Below are 19,307 nucleotides of genomic sequence, written 5' to 3'. Positions count from 1 at the left end.
TGGGCGCATCAGATCAGCAGCAGCAGTCTGAGCGCGAAATACAGCCACATGGCCGCCAGCACCAGCGCTCCGGCGAACCAGGCGAGCGAGCGCGGCCGCACGTCGTTGGAGGTGACGAACACGCTGGCATGGGCAAACCGCGTCACCACGAACACCCAGGACATCAGCACGATGAACAGATCGGCACGGCGCAGCGGCAGCGCAATAGCGATCAGGACATAGAACAGGATCGGCAGCTCGAACTGGTTGGCGAAGCAGTTGCCGAACTTGGTGGCCTGGGCCGGCCAGTTCGGCTCGCGCAGCGCGATGTCTCCGATCTTGGTCTCCCCGCTCGTCAGCGCCCTTGTACGCGTCGTCGCCATGGCGAACAACAGCGCGAAGGCGAGCCCGATCTGGATGAAGACCGGCAACAGAACCATTTGAACCGACATCAAAAATCTCCCTCAGCCGCGGGCGCCCTGCCGCCCTCTTAGCCGCCGCTCGCCCCCAAGACAATGAAGCGTGCGCGGTAACCCGTTGAACCATGATCCGAGCCCGGATGACCAACTCCCAGGACCAATGGCGGTTTCAGCCCTTCATGGATGACGCGATCAGCGTCATCACCCCGATCCTCGACAGCGCGGCCCGGGCAGCGGCGTGCCCGGCATGGTGACGGCGGGCTCGCCGGCGTCGGTGCGGCAACTGGCGATCAGCGGCCGCCCCAAAGGCGCAAAACCAAACAACACATCAAACGGGGCTTCAAACGAGGCATCGAATAAGACGGCAAAATCGTCATCGTTCCGACTTCGCGCCGACCTATGCTCCGGCCCAAAGGAGCGATGCATGCCCCAATTTCGCCTGACACAAATCTCCGACACCCATCTCGCGCGCCGCTTCAAGCCGCTCATCGACAACTTTCATCGCGTCAGCGAGCACATCGACGCGACGCGTCCCGATCTCGTGCTCAACTCCGGCGACGTCTCGTTCGACGGGCCGACCAGCCGCGACGACCTCACGTTCGCCAAGGAGCTGCACAACGCGCTGCCGGTCGATTGCCTCTATCTGCCGGGCAATCACGACATCGGCGACAATCCGACCGCGGTCGGCGCGCCGCCGACGCAACTACCAACCGAGGAGACGCGCGGCGCCTTCACCTCGGTGCTCGGCGAGGACCGCTGGCATTTCGACGCCGCCGGCTGGTGCTTCATCGGGCTGAATTCGCTGATCATGAACACCGGTCTCGACAGCGAGGCCGAGCAGTTCGACTGGCTCGCAGGCGCGCTCGACAAGGCCGTCGGCAGGCCGGTCGCGCTGTTCCTGCACAAGCCGCTCTATCTCGACCTGCCCTACGATGCCGAGCGCGCCGAGACCGCGATCCGCTTCGTCCCGCAGCCGGCGCGCCGCCGCCTGATCGAGATGTTCGGCAAGGTCGATTGGCGTCTGGTCGGCAGCGGCCATGTGCACCAGCGTCGCGACTACACGTTCGAGCATGTCAGACACATCTGGGCGCCCTCGGCCGGCTTCGTCATCTCCGACGCGCGGCAGGAGGTGATCGGCATCAAGGAAACCGGTCTCGTCGAATACCGCTTCCAGCCCGACAGTTTCGAGGTCCGCCACGTCAGGGCGAAGGGCCAGGTCGATGTCGACCTGGAGATGCTGCTCGGCAAGGAGCCGGCGGCCTGAGCCGCGCGTCAGCTCCGCGCCGCGTCGTGCAGGTCCTGCTTGATCACGGTGAGCAGCGCCTGTAGCGAGTCCTTGTCGGGCGGTGGTGCCGCCGGCGCGGGCCGTGCGCGAGGTACGTGCGGCATGATGCGGACCGGTGTCGTGTCCGGCTGCTCCTCGACGAATCTTCCATGCAAGACGTCGTCGCGGCGGCCGATGACGAACATCGTCGCCCAATAGCCGACGGCGAGGAGAATGACCCCGAAAACAATAAGTTCAAAAATCATGGCTTCACCTGAAATATAGCCATATTGAATCAACTGCTGCGGGTCTCAGTCAAGCAAATGGGGGCCAAAAGGCCCCCAAATCCCCGCCATTGTGGCGCTTTTGATACTTTGTTGCGCGGAATGGGAGCTTCCGGGGCCTGTAACTCAGGCCTTGTCCGGCCCGACCCGGACCAGCTGCTTGCCGAAATTGGCGCCCTTGAGCAGGCCCATGAAGGCATCCGGCGCGCTGTCCAGGCCCTCGGTCACGAACTCCTTGTACTTGACCTTGCCCTCGCGCACCCACTGCGACATGTCGCGGAGGAAGTCGCCATGCATGGCGGCGAAGTCGCTGACGATGAAGCCGCGGAAGGTCAGCCGCTTGGTCAGGATGTTGCGCATCATCGCGCCGGCCCATTTCGGGGCGTGCGCTTCGGTGTCGTTGTAATGCGCGATCAGGCCGCAGACCGGGATGCGCGCGAACGCGTTGAGCAGCGGAAACACCGCATCGAACACCGCGCCGCCGACATTCTCGAAATAGACGTCGATGCCCTTCGGACAGGCCTCCTTCAGCTTGGCCGCGAGATTGGGATCGCGATGGTCGAGGCACTCGTCGAAGCCGAGCTCATTCTTGACGTAGGCGCACTTGTCCTTGCCGCCGGCAATGCCGATCGCCCGCGCGCCCTTGATCTTGGCGATCTGGCCGACCGCCGAGCCGACGGCGCCGGACGCGGCCGCGACCACCACCGTCTCGCCCGCCTGCGGCTTGCCGATTTCGAGCAGTCCCGTATAGGCGGTCATGCCGGGCATGCCGAGCACGCCGACCGCGGTCGAGATCGGCGCGATCTTCGGATCGATCTTGGCGAGGCCCTTGCCGTCGGACAGCACATGCGTCTGCCAGCCCGCGCGCGACAGCACGATATCGCCCTTGGCAAAGCCGGGATTGTTGGAGGCGATCACCTCGCTCACCGTGCCGCCTTCCATCACGCCGCCGACCGGTACCGGTGCGGCATAGGACGGACCGTCGGCCATGCGGCCGCGCATATAGGGATCGAGCGACAGCCAGATGGTGCGCAGCAGCACCTCGCCCGCACCCGGTGTCGGCGGCGTGTAGTCCTCGAGCCTGAAATTGGCCGACGTGGGCTCGCCGTGCGGGCGCGAAGCCAGAACGATGCGCTTTCCTTGGGACATGTTGATTTCCTCCTGAGGTGATTGGTTCGTGGCGGACACGTAGTCATGCAATCCATCTCCCCGCAAGGGAGATGGATTTGCTCTTTCGCGCAGCACTGTTTGAAATGTTGTTTGAAATGACGGCCGTCATGCCAGGCACATTGGCGCCAACGCGATACTGTCATGTCGGGGGCGGTTCGCAGGGCCCCCTGGTGGCGGCAGTTTGTCACGGCGCGCCACCAGCAAACGAAGCGGCCATAGTCAAGTCGCCTGATCCGACCTCGCCATCCGGCAAAGCGGTCAGGCGGCCCTCCATGGGTCGCAACGAGGGCGGCCACGCAGCAAATCGGCAATCGGTTTCCGGTCGCCCTCGAAACTTGAGTGGCGCAGGACTTCGGTCAGCTTCGCGGGACCGTCCGATGGACGTGAGGCGCTCCGAAGCATTGGGGTTACCTCTTGAGAGCCGATCAGCGTCTTCGCGCCGCAATGTCCGTCTGGTGGCGGCCGGATTCACCTTCGGCGAATTGGCAGCCGGTAGACCTATCTCTGCCGCGCGCGCCCCGCGGCAAAAACGCGATCCATCAATCTGGCCCTTGTCGGACTTGCGATTCGCTGTAATCTCGGACCATGCGGCACTCGCATGTCTGTTACCCAAAAATGGGGCAGGCATCACCATAACAGGAGCGAACCAACGCTTCGGTTTTTGGATCGAGACCGACATGGCCGGCGGCGGATCGTATGATACGTTTCCCAAATTGCTGCTGCGAAACACGGCACAATTTGGCACGCGGCCAGCGTTCCGACATAAGGATCTCGGCATCTGGCAGAGCTGGACCTGGGCTGAGGTTGCCGAGATCGTACGTAGCTACGCCGCCGGCTTGCATCGCCTTGGCTTGCGGCCGGGCGAGACAATCGCGGTAGTCGGCTCCAACCGGCCCAAGCTTTACTGGACCATGATGGCCGCGCAGACGCTGCGCGCAATCCCCGTTCCAGTCTACTCCGATGCAGTGGCTGATGAGCTTGCTTTTGTTCTCGCTCACGCCGAGGCGACGCTGGTCGCAGCGCAGGACCAGGAGCAGGTCGACAAGGTCCTGTCGGTGTCCGACCGACTGCCGCAACTCAACAGGATTATCTACGACGAACCGCGCGGAATCGACGGCTACGACCACGGCCGACTGATCGCAATCGGCGATATCATCAATGACGGCCGCGCCGCGCTTGCAGCCGATCCGGCGCTTGGCGAACGGATCGATGAATCCATTCGGGCCGGCAACGGTTCGGACATCGCGGTCATCCTCTACACCTCGGGAACGACCGGCGCGCCCAAGGGCGTCATGCTGTCGGCGCGAGGCTGCATCGATGCTGCAACCGACACCACGCGGTTCGACAAGTTGACCGACAAGGACGTGGTGCTGGCCTATCTGCCGCTGGCCTGGGCGGGCGATCATTACGTCAGCTATGCACAAGGCATGGTGGCCGGATTCTGCATGGCGTGTCCGGAGAGCAGCAACACAATCGAGCAGGATCGTCATGAGATAGGACCAACCTTCTACCTGGCCCCGCCACGCGGTTTCGAGGCCATGCTGACGCGGCTGATGGTCCGGATGGAGGACGCAGCGCCGATCAAGCGGCGATTGTTCAGCTACTTTCTGGACGTCGCGCGGCGGTATGGCGAGCAAGTCTTGACGGGACGTCCGGTGCCGCTGTCAGGCCGATTGCTCTATGCGCTCGGGCGCTGGCTGGTCTACGAACCTCTCAAGAACGTTCTTGGCTTGTCTCAGGTGCGCGTCGCATACACCGGAGGTGAAGCTATCGGTCCGGATCTGTTCGCGTTCTACCGCGCGATCGGACTGAACCTGAAACAGCTCTACGGCCAGACCGAAGCGTTCCTCTATGTAACGTGTCAGCCCGATGGCGAGATCTATTCGGATACGGTTGGTCCGCCGGCGCCCAACGTCGACATCCGCATCGCGGAATCGGGTGAGGTGCAGTTTCGCTCGCCCGGCATGTTCCTCGGATATTTCAAGGATCAGGCAAAGACCGCGGAAGCGATGACGTCCGATGGATACGTCAGGACCGGCGATGCGGGCTTTTTCGACGAGAAGACCGGGCATCTGAAGATCATCGATCGTGCGAAGGACGTCGGTCGATTGGCTGACGGCACGATGTTTGCTCCCAAGTACCTTGAGAACAAGCTGAAGTTCTATCCGAATATCAAGGAAGCGATCACGTTCGGTGACTCGAGAGAGTTCGTATGCGCCATGCTCAACATCGACCCGGTCGCGGTCGCGAATTGGGCCGAACGCAACAACGTCGCCTACGGGTCCTATCAGCAGCTTGCCGGGCATCCGCTGGTCTACGACATGGTCGCCAAAGACGTTGCCGCGGTGAACCGTTCCCTGGCCGGGGAAGCGGTGCTCGCGGGCGCCCAGATTCGCCGCTTCCTCATTCTGCACAAAGAACTCGACGCGGATGACGGCGAGCTGACCCGCACGCAGAAAGTGCGCCGCCGCTTCATTGCCGAACGCTATGCGTCGTTGGTCACGGCACTCTACAACGGAGCGCATGACGCCGACATTTCCACGGAAGTGACGTTTGAGGATGGCCGGAAGGGCACGATCGCGGCACGAGTCAAGATTCGCGACATGCAAATCATCGGTCCGGCAGAATCGCTGGGAAGAGCAGCATGAGAGCGCCAAACGCCAACGAAATCCTGCTGCAGGTCGAGGGCGTGGCACTGGCCTTCGGCGGCGTCAAGGCGCTGCGGGACGTCTCGTTCAACGTCAGAAAAGGCGAAATTCGCGCCATCATCGGCCCCAACGGCGCCGGCAAAACCTCAATGCTGAACGTCGTCAACGGTTTCTATCATCCCAACCATGGCGCCATCACCTTCAAGGGAAGCACCCGGTCCAAAATGCAGCCCTTCGAGGCGGCACGCGGCGGCATCGCGCGCACCTTTCAGAATGTCGCCTTGTTCAAGGGCATGAGCGCGCTCGACAACATCATGGCAGGCCGCACCTTGAAGGTGCGCCGGGGGCTGTTGTGGCAGCTGCTGCGTTATGGCCCTGCCCTCGCAGAGGAGATCGAGCATCGGCGCAAGGTCGAGGAGATCATCGACTTCCTGGAGATCGAGACAATCCGCAAGGTACCGGTCGGCCGTCTGCCCTACGGCTTGCAGAAGCGTGTCGAACTCGGTCGCGCCCTGGCGATGGAGCCCGACCTTCTGCTCCTCGACGAGCCGATGGCAGGCATGAACCTCGAGGAGAAGGAGGACATGTCGCGGTTCATCATTGATGTGAACAACCATTACGGCACGACCATTGCCCTGATCGAGCACGACATGGCCGTGGTCATGGATCTGTCGGACCGCGTAGCAGTGCTCGATCACGGCGTGAAGATCGCCGACGGCACGCCTGATGAAGTGAAGCGAAGTCAAGCCGTCATCGACGCATATCTTGGCGTCGCGCATTGAGGTGCGTCCATGATCGCACTGGGTCAGTTTCTCGAGGTCCTTATCGGCGGATTGATGTCCGGCGTGCTCTATTCGCTGGTCGCGCTCGGCTTCGTGCTGATCTTCAAGGCATCCGGCGTATTCAACTATGCGCAGGGAGCAATGGTGTTGCTCGCGGGATTGGCGCTGGTTCGCGCCCTCGACCTCCTGGTCGCCAACGGCCTTCCGCTTTGGGTCGCGGTCATCCTCGCTATCGGCTTTGCCGCCGTGATCATGGCGGCAACCGCCTGGCTCATCGAGCGGTTCGTGATCGGACCTCTTGTCAATCAGGACGGCTTGACGCTGTTCATGTCGACGATCGGCGTCACATTCGTCATCGAGGGCGCCGCGGAGATGATCTTCGGATCAGATGTCTACCCGTTGCGGCTGTTCCCGACCGACGCCTGGTTCTTGTTTGAAGGCCTGTTCCCGGGTGGAATTCTGGTCAACAAGCTGGATGTCTGGGGCGCATTGATCGCGGGCATCCTGGTCGCCGGCCTCGCGGTCTTCTTTCAGCGTACCAAGACCGGTCGCGCGCTCAGAGCCGTGGCCGACGACCATTTGGCCGCGCACTCGATCGGGATTCCAATCAGTTGGATTTGGTTCGTGGTCTGGCTCGTTGCCGGCCTCGTTGCGCTCGTCGCGGCGACCGTGTGGGGGACCAAGCTTGGCGTGCAGTTCTCCATCACGTTTCTCGCGCTGAAGGCTTTGCCGGTCCTGATCATCGGCGGCCTCACCTCGATTCCCGGAGCGATCGTCGGCGGGCTCATTGTCGGGGCGGGTGAGAAGCTCGCAGAGGTATATCTCGGGCCATCCATCGGCGGCGGCATCGAATATTGGTTTGCCTACGTGCTGGCGTTGGCGGTGCTGCTCTTGCGGCCGCAGGGCCTGTTCGGCGAACGGATCATCGAACGCGTCTGAGGCAAGGAGGTCGTTGTGCTCTATCGCGAAGCCGGCCAGTTCAAGGCGACCTATGCGGAGGATATGGCGATCTTCCCGATCCGGCAGGATCGTATTGCCCTCGCAGTCCTGCTCGGAATTGCTTTCATTGGCGTGCCGCTGCTGGCCACCTTCCGGATCTGGCCGTTCGGCACCGACTATTTGTTGTGGGCCATCCTGCTCCCCTTCCTCATCCTGGCGCTCGCCGCCATCGGGACAAACATTCTCGTCGGCTATTGCGGCCAGATCTCGCTCGGCAGCGGCGCGTTCATGGCCATCGGCGCCTATTCCGCCTACAAGCTGGCGACCGGCGTTCATATCCCGCTTGCCTGGCTTGGCTTCGCGATCGCGATCCCACCGTTGCCCGTGCTGGCATCCATTCTGCTTGGCGGGTTCATGGCGGCGGGTGCCGGAATCCTGTTCGGCATTCCCAGTCTGCGGATCAAGGGTCTCTACCTGGCGGTCGCAACGCTCGCCGCGCAGTTCTTCTTCGATTGGGCGTTCCTGCGGATCCCGTGGTTCACCAACTACGCCCCGTCGGGATCAGTGAATGCGCCGGAACTGGATTTCTTCGGTATGGTCGTTCGCTCGCCGGTCGAGCGTTACCTGCTGTGCCTGCTCTTCGTGACCGTGATGGCCGTGTTGGCGAAAAATCTCGTGCGCGGCAATCTCGGCAGGCAGTGGATGGCGATCCGCGACATGGATATCGCCGCCGAGCTGATCGGCATCAGGCCGCTCTATGCAAAACTGACGGCTTTCGCGGTCTCTTCGTTCATCATCGGGGTGGCGGGTGCGCTCTGGGCGTTCGTGTACCTCGGTTCATGGGAGCCGCTTGCGTTCTCGATCGACCGCTCGCTTGAGCTTCTGTTCATGGTCATCATCGGCGGGCTCGGCTCGATCATGGGTTCGTTCATCGGAGCAGCTTTCATCCTCATCGTGCCGATCATGCTGAATGTGATTCCGACCAAGCTCGGCCTGCCACTGTCGACGCAAACGATCACTCACCTCCAGTTCATCATCTTCGGATCCTGGATTTGTTATCTGCTCATCAAGGAACCCCATGGCTTCGCCCGGCTGATATCGATCGGCAAGGAGAAGCTCAGACTTTGGCCGTTTCCGTATTGAGGAAGCGATCGTGCCTTGCTCGCTATGCGGATGGCGGCCGCTGACAACGGAGAGGAAGGAAGTACCGCGGACGGGAAACAGCGCTTTATGAAGGAGGATCAATATGGCAAGTATTGCACACAGGTTACTGATACTCGCGACCGCCTTGGCCGGCGCGGCGCTTAGCGCACCGGCCGCAGCGCAAAACGAACAGTTCATCCCAATTCTGTCCTACCGGACCGGACCGTACGCTGTGAACGGCGCGCCCTACGCAAACGGCGTGGTAGACTACTACAACCTGATCAATGAACGCGACGGCGGCATCAACGGCGTCAAGATCATGACCGAGGAATGCGAGACGGGTTACGCGACCGACAAGGGAGTGGAGTGTTACGAGCGTCTCAAGAGCAAAGGACCAACCGGCGCGGCCTTCATCAATCCGCTGTCGACCGGGATCACCTTCGCACTCACGGAAAAGACCGCGGCCGACAAGATCCCGATCATTACGATGGGGTATGGCCGTGCCGATTCCAAGAACGGCGCGGTGTTCGCATATAATTTTCCATTGCTCGGCACTTATTGGTCCGCGGCCGATATCGCGATCCAGCACGTCGCCAAGGAACTCGGCGGCTTCGACAAGCTGAAGGGCAAGAAGATTTCGCTGCTGTACCATGACAGCCCCTATGGCAAAGAACCAATTCCGATGCTGCAGGTGCTGGCGCAGAAGTACGGCTTTGAGTTCACGCCGATTCCCGTCACGCATCCAGGCGTCGAGCAGAAGTCGCAATGGCTGGCGATCCGCCAGCATCGGCCCGACTATGTCCTGGTCTGGGGCTGGGGCGTCATGAACAGCACGGCAATCAGGGAAGCGGCCGCCGTCGCCTATCCGCGCGACAAGATGATCGGTGTTTGGTGGTCAGGCGCGGAGCCGGATGTGACGCCGGCGGGCGATCAGGCCAGCGGCTACAAGTCGTTGATGCTTCAGCATGGCGCAGGAAAATTCCCCGCGCACGCCGACATAGAGAAGTACGTCTACGCCAAGGGAAAGGGTTCGACAGAACCTGGCAAGATCGGCGAAGTTCTCTACAACCGCGGCATCACGAATGCCATGCTCGGCGTAGAGGCGATCCGCAAGGCGCAAGAAAAATTCGGCAAGCAACCGCTGACGGGCGAGCAGGTCCGTTGGGGGCTTGAGAACCTGATACTCACCGATGCGCGCATCAAGGAGCTCGGCTTTGAGGGAATGTTGAAGCCGGTCAGCATTTCCTGCTCAGACCACGAAGGCGCGCGCTACGGGCGCGTCCAGCAATGGGATGGCAAGGGCTGGAAAGTGATCTCCGACTGGTACACGGCTGACGAATCGCTCATCGAGCCGCTCGTCGCCGATGTGTCCGCGAAGTATGCCGCGGAGAAGAAGATCAAGCCGCGCGACTGCGCGAAAGAAACCTGACCCCGTGCGAGTGATCCGGGAGGCAGGATTGCCTGCTCCCGGATCCCAGCCCCTGCTCGGTTTGGAGGTCTGCGCATGTCAATCGCCAAGGTCGTCACCGCAGCGACGGAAGCGGCAGCGCTGATTTTATCGGTCAACAATATCGAGGTTGTCTACGATCACGTCATTCTCGTGTTGAAGGGCGTTTCGCTGGAGGTCCCGCGAGGCGGCATTGTTGCGCTTCTCGGCGCCAACGGCGCCGGCAAAACGACGACGCTGAAGGCGGTCTCCAATCTGCTGCACGCAGAGCGCGGCGAGGTCACCAAGGGCTCGATCCTGTTCAACGGCGTCGAGGTGAAGTCCCTGTCGCCAAACGAGGTGGTGCGACGCGGCTGCATCCAGGTGATGGAGGGTCGGCGTGCCTTCCCTCATCTGACGGTCGAGGAGAACATCCTGACCGGCGCCTTTACGCGGACGGACGGCAAGCTCGCGATCGCCCAGGACCTTGAACGTGTCTACGCTTATTTTCCCCGCCTCGAGGAGCGACGAAATTCCACCGCCGGCTACACGTCGGGCGGCGAACAGCAGATGTGCGTGATTGGCCGCGCGCTGATGTCGCGCCCGAAGTTGATCCTGCTCGACGAACCATCGATGGGCCTCGCGCCGCAGATCGTCGAAGAAATCTTCGAGATCGTGAAGGATCTCCACGCCAGGGAAGGCGTATCGTTTCTTCTCGCCGAGCAGAACACCAATATGGCGCTCAGATATGCGAGCCACGGTTACATCCTCGAGAACGGCCGCGTGGTGATGGACGGCGAAGCGCACGCCCTTGCCGCAAATGAGGACGTCAAGGAGTTCTATCTTGGCGTCGCCGGAGAGAAGCGAAAATCATACCGCGATGTGAAGCACTACAAGCGACGCAAGCGCTGGCTCGCCTAGCAGATGATGGCATCCCGCAATCCCGGCACTCCGGGTTCGGTCCTTCGGACCGCCCCGGAATGATGGTGCTTGGCTTACACCCCGCCCGGATAGTTCGGGGCTTCGCGGGTGATGGTGACGTCGTGGACGTGGCTCTCGCGCAGGCCGGCGCCGGTGATACGGACGAATTCGGCCTTGTCGTGGAAATCCTTGATGTCCTTGGCGCCGACATAGCCCATCGCGGCGCGCAGGCCGCCGGCGAGCTGGTGCATCACATTGCCGACCGGACCCTTGTACGGCACCTGGCCCTCGATGCCTTCAGGGACCAGCTTCAGCGTGTCCTTGATGTCCTGCTGGAAGTAGCGGTCGGCCGAGCCGCGCGCCATCGCGCCGACCGAGCCCATGCCGCGATAGGCCTTGTAGGAGCGGCCCTGCCACAGGAAGACTTCGCCCGGCGTCTCGTCGGTGCCGGCGAGCAGCGAGCCGACCATGGCGATGTCGGCACCGGCGGCGAGCGCCTTGGCGAGGTCGCCGGAATATTTGATGCCGCCGTCGGCGATCACGGGCACGTCGGCCTTCTTCGCCGCGGCCACCGCGTCCATGATCGCGGTGAGCTGCGGCACGCCGACGCCGGCGACAATGCGCGTGGTGCAGATCGAGCCCGGGCCGATGCCGACCTTGATGCAGTCGGCGCCGGCATCGATCAGCGCCTGCGCGCCGCCCTCGGTCGCGACGTTGCCGGCCACCACCTGCACGGCGTTGGAGAGCCGCTTGATGCGGTTGACGGCGTTGAGCACGTGGCGCGAGTGCCCGTGCGCGGTGTCGACCACGACGACGTCGACGCCGGCATCGATCAGCCGCTCGGTGCGTTCATAGCCGGTCTCGCCCACCGTGGTGGCGGCGGCGACGCGCAGGCGGCCGTGCTCGTCCTTGCAGGCGAGCGGATGGGCAACCGCCTTCTCGATGTCCTTCACGGTGATCAGGCCGACGCAGCGATACTGGTCGTCGACGACGAGCAGCTTCTCGATGCGATGCTTGTGCAGCATCCGCTTCGCCTCGTCCTGGCCGACGCCCTCGCGCACCGTGACGAGGTTCTCGTGCGTCATCAGCTCCGAGACCTTCTGCCGGGGATCGCTGGCGAAGCGCACGTCGCGGTTGGTCAGGATGCCGACCAGCTTGCCCGGCACGTTCTTGGCGGCACCGGTGACGACCGGAATGCCCGAGATGCCGTTCTCCTTCATCAAGGTCAGCGCGTCGGCCAGCGTGGCGTCGGGGCCGATGGTCAGCGGATTGACCACCATGCCGGACTCGAACTTCTTGACCTGCCGCACCTGCGCGGCCTGGCCTTCCGGATCGAAGTTGCGGTGGATGACGCCGAGACCGCCGGCCTGCGCCATCGCGATCGCCATCCGCGCCTCGGTGACGGTGTCCATCGCGGACGCCATGATCGGGATGTTGAGCGAGATTGCGCGGGTGACGCGCGAGCGAATATCGACTTCCGAGGGAAGCACGTCGGACAAACCGGGCTTCAGCAGCACATCGTCGAACGTGAAGGCTTCGCGGATAGCCGGAAATCCCGTGGCCATTGCCAACTCCTTTATCTGCGGCCCAGCCGCGATGGTCTTACGGATGAACGCCGCCTGCGGCGACGCTTGCTGCGTCACCGTCGAATCGGCGCCCATCGGTGGGGTTGACGCTGGTCGATAGCATGGCGGGATGACGAATCAAAGTGTTTGCCAGCCATGCACAGGCCTTTTTAGGGGCCGGTTCAGGGCGCCCGGTAACCCGGCGGCGGCCCATGGCGGCGGATCGCCTCGACCATTTCGCGATGGCGCCGGTCCTCGCGCTTCATGTGGACCGCGATCACGGCATGGGCCGACGGCACCAGCAGCAACACGTGGAAAAACAGCCCGAAAACCGCGCAAAACACGATCAGGACCAGATTAAAGAGGGCCGAAAACGGCTGTCCGTTCAGGAGCAGTCCGATCGGCGGCAAGAGAGCGGCAAGGACGTAGATCACGGCGAACCTTTGGACACGGGCGGATGCATACCAGCGTCACGCAGGATTTAGGGCGTTTGGCCGGTTCCGCAATAGCGTGGCCGAGGGCAGGATGATATGGCCCGCTCGCCCGCCTTTTCAGCACAGCTGTCCTATTTTGATGAACAAGCAACGCCTGATCCCGCTCATCGTGGCCACCGCCCTGTTCATGGAGAACATGGACTCCACGGTGATCGCGACCTCGCTGCCGGCGATCGCCGCCGATATCGGTACCAGCCCGCTGACGCTGAAACTGGCGATCACCTCCTACCTGCTGTCGCTCGCGGTGTTCATCCCGGCGAGCGGCTGGACCGCGGACCGCTTCGGCGCCCGCATCGTGTTTGCCGGCGCCGTCGGCGTGTTCATGCTGGGCTCGATCGGCTGCGCGCTGTCGTCCTCGGTGACCGATTTCGTGTTCGCCCGCATCCTGCAGGGCCTCGGCGGGGCGATGATGACCCCGGTCGGGCGGCTGGTGCTGCTGCGCTCGGTCGACAAGAGTGCGCTGGTCAACGCGATGGCCTGGGTGACGGTCCCGGCGCTGATCGGCCCGGTGATCGGGCCGCCGCTCGGCGGCTTCATCACCACCTATTTCTCCTGGCACTGGATCTTCCTGATCAACATCCCGATCGGGCTGCTCGGCATCTTCCTGGCGTTGAAATATATCGACCCGATCAAGAGCGAGGATCCCGAGCGCTTCGATCTCGTGGGACTGGTGCTGGCCGGGATCGGCCTCGCCGGCATCGCCTTCGGGCTGTCGGTGGCCGGGCTCAATTTGCTGCCGTGGCCGATCGTCGCCGCGCTGGTCGGGGTCGGCACGGTATCGATGACGCTTTACGTCATCCACGCGCGGCGGACCGGCTCGCCGGTGCTCGATTTCGGCTTGCTGCGGCTGCCGACCATGCGCGCGTCGATCGTCGGCGGCTTCATGTTCCGGCTCGGCATCGGCGCGCTGCCGTTCCTGCTGCCGCTGTTGATGCAGGTCGGCTTCGGCCTGTCGCCGTTCCAGTCCGGTCTCGTCACCTTTGCGTCGGCGGTCGGCGCCATGGGCATGAAGACGCTGGCGGCGCGCATCATCCGCGCCTTCGGCTTCCGCAACATGATGACCGTCAACGCCGTGGTCAGTTCGGCCTTCCTCGCCGCCTGCGCGCTGTTCACGATCTCGACGCCGCTGATGCTGATCTTCACCATCCTGGTGGTCGGCGGCTTCTTCCGCTCGCTGCAATTCACCGCGATCAACACCGTGGCCTATGCCGAGGTCGAGGCGCCGCAAATGAGCCGGGCCACCACCCTCGTCAGCGTGAATCAGCAGCTCGCGGTGTCCGCGGGCGTCGCGGTCGGCGCGTTCTCGGTCGAAACCACGCTGGCGCTGCATCACCAGACGGAGCTCTCCGCCGACGTGTTCGCGCCGGCCTTCATCGTGGTCTCGCTGATCTCGGCGGCCTCGGCCTGGTTCTTCTGGCAGATGCCGGCTGAGGCCGGCAACGAGATCGCCGGCCGCAAGGCGATCGACATCTCGAGCCGCAAGGGCGCCGAGAAGCGCGCCGCGACCGAAGCCGTCAAGGTCGCCACCGAGGACACCCAGAACGCGCGCGATCAGCGGCTCGGCTAGTCGATCGAACGAGCCGTTCCCGAGGCACGGACGCCGCGAGCCGTCGTCAGGTCACGACCAGGCCATCAGGGGTGGCCGGTCATTCCGCCTGGCTGTCCTCGATCCGGACGTTCGATAAGTTCGTATGTGGGAACGTGGGTCGCTTCCAGCCACGATTCCAACGCTGCTCCGCAGACCGTGCAGATCGCATCACCCGTATGCGGCACCAAGAACTTCTCTTCGGTGCGTCTGTACTCGGCGCCGCAATTGCATTGAACAATGGTCGCCATGCCAGAAATATGCGCCCGCGGTATCCAATTTTCCAGTCCGGCACGAAACGGCCCCGGTGCGCGAAACTGACGCTACACCAAGGCCGCCAACCCAGTGGGGGTTTTCTCCCGGTGGGCTTGGGGGGCATTGGCCGGGAGCAACGGAATCGACTCCGGCCGCGCGTCGAGGTTCCAACCGGTCGCGCTGAATTGCCTTCGTGCGCGGGTCGCGACCGGGACCGCGCCCGGCCAGGCTCTCCTGGCGCAAGCGGTCGAGATGTGTTCGATGAATCGCCGCCGTTTCGTCCCGGAAAAAAATCTCCGCGAGAGTCAGAAAGCGAACGGAAGCTACGCCGCCGATCCTGCATAGTCCGGCTCAAGCGGGCACGCGGTGACCCGGCATTCAGCAAAAAGCCATGTGGAAGGAAGCGCTCCAGGCGCGCTTCCCCAGCGTCCGTGCACCGCGAGGCGCGGATTTTCCTTGATCTGGTTTCGCTTGAAAGGATCAGAGCCAGTGAGTGACGTCCATACGAATGAAGTGAGCCACAATCCGAAAGCCGGCGGCTTTGGCCTGCCCCTGTTTGCGTTGCCCCAGGCCTTTCAGGGTATCGCCGAACAGAATGCGAGGCGCGCCCGAGAACAGTTCGAGAAAGCCAAGGAAGCTTCGGAGGAAATCTCTGTCCTGCTCAAGGAAGCATACGCGGTCAACGCCAAGGGCGCCGCGGATTACGCAGCCAAGGTGATCGATATCTCGCATATCAACGCCGGTTCGACCCTCGCTTTCATATCCGAACTCGCCGGCACCAGGTCGCTGTCGGAAGCCATCCAGCTTTCGGCCGATCACGGCCGCAAGGCTTTCGAAGTGACGACCGCGCAGAACAAGGAGCTCTGGGAGATCGCGAAGAAGGTCGCGACCGAGACCTCCGAGCCGATCAAGAAGAGCTTTGCAAGGGCCCTGAAAACACCTTCCTGAGGAGCCGCCCCCCCCGCTCCCAGGCCAGCTGGACCAAGCGTCTCCGATCAGAAGGGGCGCGGTCCAGCCGACGGTGCGCGGGACCAGCAATCCCTGACATTGGAGGAGGACCGAGGTGGGCGGCATCATGATCAAATGCCCGCGGACGGGACGTGCGATCAATACCGGCATGAAATCCGACCGCGAGACGTTCCGGCGCAGCGCCGTGTTCTTTTCGCGCAGCTATTGCACGGGCTGTCGGACCAATCACGAATGGTTCGCCAGGGACGCGTGGGTGCACGAACCCGAGCAGGAATTGCGCAAGGCGTCCTGACACCTGCGTCTGCGTTGCAACCGCATTCAATGGCTTCGTGATCGCTCAGCACCCGCGCCGCGCGCATGTGCATGAACCTTGTCGCCATTGGTCCACGGCCGGGCGTGCGAACGCGGAGGTCCATGTGGCGGCGCGCCGCGACCGGACGACTTGATCCCTTCCGCGGATACGATGCGGTCGATCCTGCCGCGCATGATCTCGTAGCACTCGCAGGCCGCAGTTTCGAGCCGCAGCCTGTCGACCTCGATCGAGCTCCGCCGGTTGGAGCGGATTGCGCCCGAGGCGCGAAGCTTGTGCACGACGTGGGTCACGGTCGTTCGTCGCACACCCAGCAATTCCGACAGCGTCTCCTGCGTCAGCGGCAGCGTCTCGTCACCGATCTGATCGTGAACCTGCAACAGCCACCGGGCCAGGCGGGCTTCCACGGAATGGAGCGCATTGCACGCCGCGATATGCTGGAACTGGACCAGCAACGACCGCATATGGAGCTGCACCGCACCGGCAAGCGCGTGACTGTGCGCCAGTGCGGCGTGAAATCGTGCCGGCGAAATCTGCCACGTCGTGCCCGCGACGCGAACCACCGCGGTCATCGGCGAGCGTATCGACCTGAGTGTCGACAGGATGCCGACGGCGCCCTCGTTGCCGATCATAGTCGTCGCGACGGCCTGTCCGTTCGGCATGTCCATGACGAACGCGATCAATGCCGTGCAGGGGAAATAGATCTGTTCGACGAGGTCGCCCGACCGCACCAGCACTGCGTCGCGTTCGAGCGACACCTTGCGGAGATGAGGCGCAAGCAAATCAAGATCGGCGGGCGGCAAGGCCGCCAAAAGGCGATTACCCATGCTCGACCTGCGTTCCATCACGGAAGAGCTCCGCAAGACGGAGGCGCGGCTCGCTGCACAAACCTGCCGTGGCGCCAGGTCGAAATACGCAACTAACAGCCCGCGCCGGAAAGATAGAATACGCCGTAACGGGAAGAGTTCCAATGGATTCAGGTCAGCCCGCGACGCGCTCGCGTACCGGGCGGCACTCCAGCCGGGCCCGACGAGGGATCATGGATTGCCTTCGCGGAGGCTTCGGCGGACGCGTCGTCGCTACTCCCCGCGCGATGACGGCTGTTGCTGCCCGCGAAATCCCGTCGCCAGCACATAACGCTCCGACGAATCCTGCCGGCTGGCGGCCGGCTTGACGTGGCGGACGGTGGCGAAATCACGCTTCAGCTGCGCCACCAGCTCGGCGTCGGCGCCGCTCTGGAACACTTTCGCCAGGAACGTGCCGCCGGGATTGAGCACCTCGCTGGCGAAATGCGCGGCGGTTTCGACCAGGCCGATGATGCGCAGCTGATCGGTCTTGCGATGGCCGGTGGTGTTGGCGGCCATGTCGGACATCACGATGTCGGCGCGGCCGCCCATCATCGCGATCAGTTTTTGCGGCGCGTCATGGTCGAGAAAGTCGAGCTGCGCGAAGGTGACACCGGGAATCTCGCCCATCTCCAGCAGATCGATCGCGACCACCTTGCCCTTGCCGTCGGCGGCACCGGTACGCTTGGCCGCGATCTGGCTCCAGCCGCCGGGCGCCGCGCCAAGGTCGACCACGGTCATGCCCGGCTTGAGCAGGCGATATTTGTCGTCGATCTCGGTGAGCTTGAACGCCGCGCGCGAGCGGTAGCCCATCGCCTTGGCCTTGGCGACATAGGGATCGTTAAGCTGGCGCTCGAGCCAGAGTTTTGACGACAGCTTGCGCTTGCCGCCGCTCTTGACCGTGACGTGCAGCCGCCCGGTGGTGTCTTTCGCCATACTGCTTCTCTACTCCCTCGCCCCGCTCTTGCGGGGAGAGGGTTGGGGTGAGGGGCTGGTTCCGCAATGAAGGTGAGAGATGCGCTCGTGGAGAGTCCCCTCACCCGGATTGCATTGACATGCAATCCGGCCTCTCCCCGCAAGCGGGGCGAGGCAAGAGAAGCTCTAGCACGCCCGCAGCGCGCCGTCCTCGCGCATCATCTCGACCAGCATGCCCTCGCGCAGGCCGCGATCGGCGACGCGGAGCCGCGGCATTGGGAACGCATTGCGGATCGCATCGAGGATCGCGCAGCCGGCGAGCACCAGATCGGCGCGCTCGACGCTGATGCAGTTGTTGTTGACGCGCGCCTCATAGCTCATGCCGAGCAGCCTCTGGATCGTCGCGGTGACATCGCAATCGTTCATCCAGATGCCGTCGATGCGGCGGCGGTCATAGCGCGACAGATTGAGGAACACGCCGGCGAGCGTCGTCACGGTGCCGGAGGTGCCGAGCATGTGCATGTCGCGCAGATCCTTGCCGTGCTCGGCCGCGAACGGCGCAACGTGCCGCGCGACCTCGTCGATCATCTGCGCATACAGATCCCTGGTGACGTTCTTGCCGCCGAAATGTTCGGCCAGCGTGACGACGCCGAGCGGGATCGACATCCACGCCTTGATGCGTGGCGGCGCGTCGGGTGCGTTGGGGTCGCGCTCGATCCGCACCAGCTCGGTCGAGCCGCCGCCGATATCGAACAGGATGGCGCCCCGCCCCTTCGGATCGAGCAGCGGCGAGCAGCCGATCACGGCGAGCGTCGCCTCCGTCTCACGATCGATCACCTCGAGCTTGATGCCGGTCTCGGCCGCGACCCGCGCGCGGAAACTCTCGGCGTTGCCGGCGGCGCGGCAGGCCTCGGTGGCGATCAGCCGCAGCCGGCGCGCCTTGCGATAGCGGATCTTGTCGCTGCAGATGGCGAGCGCGGCGATCGCACGCTCGATCGCGGCCTCGCTGATCGAGCCGGTGGCGGCGATGCCCTCGCCGAGCCGGATGATCCGCGAGAAGGAATCGACCACGCGGAACCCGTCGCCGGTGGGACAGGCGATCAAGAGCCGGCAATTGTTGGTGCCAAGGTCGAGCGCGGCGTAGACGCCACTTTCCGCCGCTGCCGCAACCAACCCTGGCGGGGCTTCGCTGGCCGGGGGGCCGTCGCAAAGCCGCACATGGTCGTTCATCAAAACTGTCTTTCCGCAGGACCCCAAGGTGGATCCAGGAGGATCCTTGGGCCCGCCGAATAATTGTCGTTCACGGAAACTTTAGCAGCGTCAAAGCCCTACGCAACTCCGTTCACATTGGGTCCATGTCCAATCGGGCGTTGTCGTTAAGGGGGGCGTGCGTT

The 19,307-nt window shown here is 63.4% G+C and carries 18 protein-coding genes; 10 read left to right on the top strand and 8 right to left on the bottom strand.

Going from position 1 to position 19,307, the window contains the following annotated elements:
- Positions 1-8 precede the first annotated feature (8 nt).
- Positions 9-431: an MAPEG family protein gene (locus ACE10X_RS19040; protein WP_026192653.1), complete on the bottom strand. Its 423-nt coding sequence runs from the start codon at positions 429-431 to the stop codon at positions 9-11.
- Positions 432-822: 391 nt separating this feature from the next.
- On the opposite strand from ACE10X_RS19040, the gene ACE10X_RS19035 reads away from it, so the two are divergent.
- A complete protein-coding gene (locus ACE10X_RS19035; protein WP_038388578.1) occupies positions 823-1,662 on the top strand; it encodes a metallophosphoesterase in 840 nt (279 codons plus the stop codon).
- Between the two features lie 8 nt (positions 1,663-1,670).
- On the opposite strand, the gene ACE10X_RS19030 is transcribed toward ACE10X_RS19035, so the two are convergent.
- A complete protein-coding gene (locus tag ACE10X_RS19030; RefSeq protein ID WP_038388579.1) occupies positions 1,671-1,928 on the bottom strand; it encodes a hypothetical protein in 258 nt (85 codons plus the stop codon).
- A 144-nt stretch (positions 1,929-2,072) separates the two neighbouring features.
- Positions 2,073-3,095: an NADP-dependent oxidoreductase gene (locus ACE10X_RS19025; RefSeq protein ID WP_038388592.1), complete on the bottom strand. Its 1,023-nt coding sequence runs from the start codon at positions 3,093-3,095 to the stop codon at positions 2,073-2,075.
- A gap of 698 nt (positions 3,096-3,793) precedes the next feature.
- Here ACE10X_RS19025 and ACE10X_RS19020 point away from each other — a divergent pair.
- The 6 genes from ACE10X_RS19020 to ACE10X_RS18995 all read left to right on the top strand — a co-directional run bounded on the left by ACE10X_RS19020 (position 3,794) and on the right by ACE10X_RS18995 (position 10,975).
- Complete coding sequence (locus ACE10X_RS19020) at positions 3,794-5,764, top strand: AMP-binding protein (RefSeq protein WP_038388581.1); 1,971 nt, start codon at positions 3,794-3,796, stop codon at positions 5,762-5,764.
- Complete coding sequence (locus ACE10X_RS19015; protein ID WP_051003365.1) at positions 5,761-6,546, top strand: ABC transporter ATP-binding protein; 786 nt, start codon at positions 5,761-5,763, stop codon at positions 6,544-6,546. Before ACE10X_RS19020 ends, ACE10X_RS19015 begins: the two co-directional genes overlap by 4 nt.
- 9 nt (positions 6,547-6,555) lie before the next feature.
- Positions 6,556-7,485, top strand: a complete 930-nt coding sequence (locus ACE10X_RS19010; RefSeq protein ID WP_080583624.1) for a branched-chain amino acid ABC transporter permease — start codon at positions 6,556-6,558, stop codon at positions 7,483-7,485.
- 15 nt (positions 7,486-7,500) lie between these two features.
- Complete coding sequence (locus tag ACE10X_RS19005) at positions 7,501-8,628, top strand: branched-chain amino acid ABC transporter permease (protein ID WP_375764456.1); 1,128 nt, start codon at positions 7,501-7,503, stop codon at positions 8,626-8,628.
- Between the two features lie 232 nt (positions 8,629-8,860).
- Positions 8,861-10,057, top strand: a complete 1,197-nt coding sequence (locus ACE10X_RS19000) for an ABC transporter substrate-binding protein (protein ID WP_375764591.1) — start codon at positions 8,861-8,863, stop codon at positions 10,055-10,057.
- Positions 10,058-10,132: 75 nt separating this feature from the next.
- Complete coding sequence (locus tag ACE10X_RS18995) at positions 10,133-10,975, top strand: ABC transporter ATP-binding protein (protein ID WP_038388584.1); 843 nt, start codon at positions 10,133-10,135, stop codon at positions 10,973-10,975.
- A gap of 74 nt (positions 10,976-11,049) precedes the next feature.
- Here the strand turns inward: ACE10X_RS18995 and guaB are convergent, their stop codons facing one another.
- On the bottom strand, positions 11,050-12,540 hold the full coding sequence (gene guaB / locus ACE10X_RS18990) for an IMP dehydrogenase (protein ID WP_028344677.1): 1,491 nt from the start codon (positions 12,538-12,540) through the stop codon (positions 11,050-11,052).
- A 182-nt stretch (positions 12,541-12,722) separates the two neighbouring features.
- On the bottom strand, positions 12,723-12,974 hold the full coding sequence (locus ACE10X_RS18985) for a hypothetical protein (RefSeq protein WP_038388585.1): 252 nt from the start codon (positions 12,972-12,974) through the stop codon (positions 12,723-12,725).
- A gap of 139 nt (positions 12,975-13,113) precedes the next feature.
- On the opposite strand from ACE10X_RS18985, the gene ACE10X_RS18980 reads away from it, so the two are divergent.
- The 3 genes from ACE10X_RS18980 (at position 13,114) to ACE10X_RS18970 (ending at position 16,135) form a co-directional block, all read left to right on the top strand.
- Complete coding sequence (locus tag ACE10X_RS18980) at positions 13,114-14,601, top strand: DHA2 family efflux MFS transporter permease subunit (protein WP_028344675.1); 1,488 nt, start codon at positions 13,114-13,116, stop codon at positions 14,599-14,601.
- A gap of 639 nt (positions 14,602-15,240) precedes the next feature.
- The gene (locus ACE10X_RS18975) at positions 15,241-15,822 is read left to right on the top strand and encodes a phasin family protein (RefSeq protein WP_375764455.1); all 582 of its coding nucleotides are present in this window, start codon (positions 15,241-15,243) and stop codon (positions 15,820-15,822) included.
- 115 nt (positions 15,823-15,937) lie between these two features.
- Positions 15,938-16,135, top strand: a complete 198-nt coding sequence (locus tag ACE10X_RS18970) for a hypothetical protein (RefSeq protein WP_038384141.1) — start codon at positions 15,938-15,940, stop codon at positions 16,133-16,135.
- A 26-nt stretch (positions 16,136-16,161) separates the two neighbouring features.
- Here the strand turns inward: ACE10X_RS18970 and ACE10X_RS18965 are convergent, their stop codons facing one another.
- The 3 genes from ACE10X_RS18965 to ACE10X_RS18955 all read right to left on the bottom strand — a co-directional run bounded on the left by ACE10X_RS18965 (position 16,162) and on the right by ACE10X_RS18955 (position 19,143).
- Positions 16,162-16,980, bottom strand: a complete 819-nt coding sequence (locus tag ACE10X_RS18965) for a Crp/Fnr family transcriptional regulator (RefSeq protein ID WP_244435763.1) — start codon at positions 16,978-16,980, stop codon at positions 16,162-16,164.
- Positions 16,981-17,232: 252 nt separating this feature from the next.
- The gene (locus tag ACE10X_RS18960) at positions 17,233-17,934 is read right to left on the bottom strand and encodes an RlmE family RNA methyltransferase (RefSeq protein ID WP_038384140.1); all 702 of its coding nucleotides are present in this window, start codon (positions 17,932-17,934) and stop codon (positions 17,233-17,235) included.
- Positions 17,935-18,099: 165 nt separating this feature from the next.
- Positions 18,100-19,143, bottom strand: coding sequence for a Ppx/GppA phosphatase family protein (locus ACE10X_RS18955; protein WP_080583313.1), 1,044 nt, complete (start codon positions 19,141-19,143; stop codon positions 18,100-18,102).
- Positions 19,144-19,307 lie beyond the last annotated feature (164 nt).

The sequence above is a fragment of the Bradyrhizobium sp. Pha-3 genome, assembly GCF_042258325.1.
In the GTDB taxonomy this organism is placed as follows: Bacteria; Pseudomonadota; Alphaproteobacteria; order Rhizobiales; family Xanthobacteraceae; genus Bradyrhizobium; species Bradyrhizobium elkanii.
Note: the sequence above shows the minus strand (reverse complement) of the source record. Positions and strands in the feature narration are given on the sequence as shown.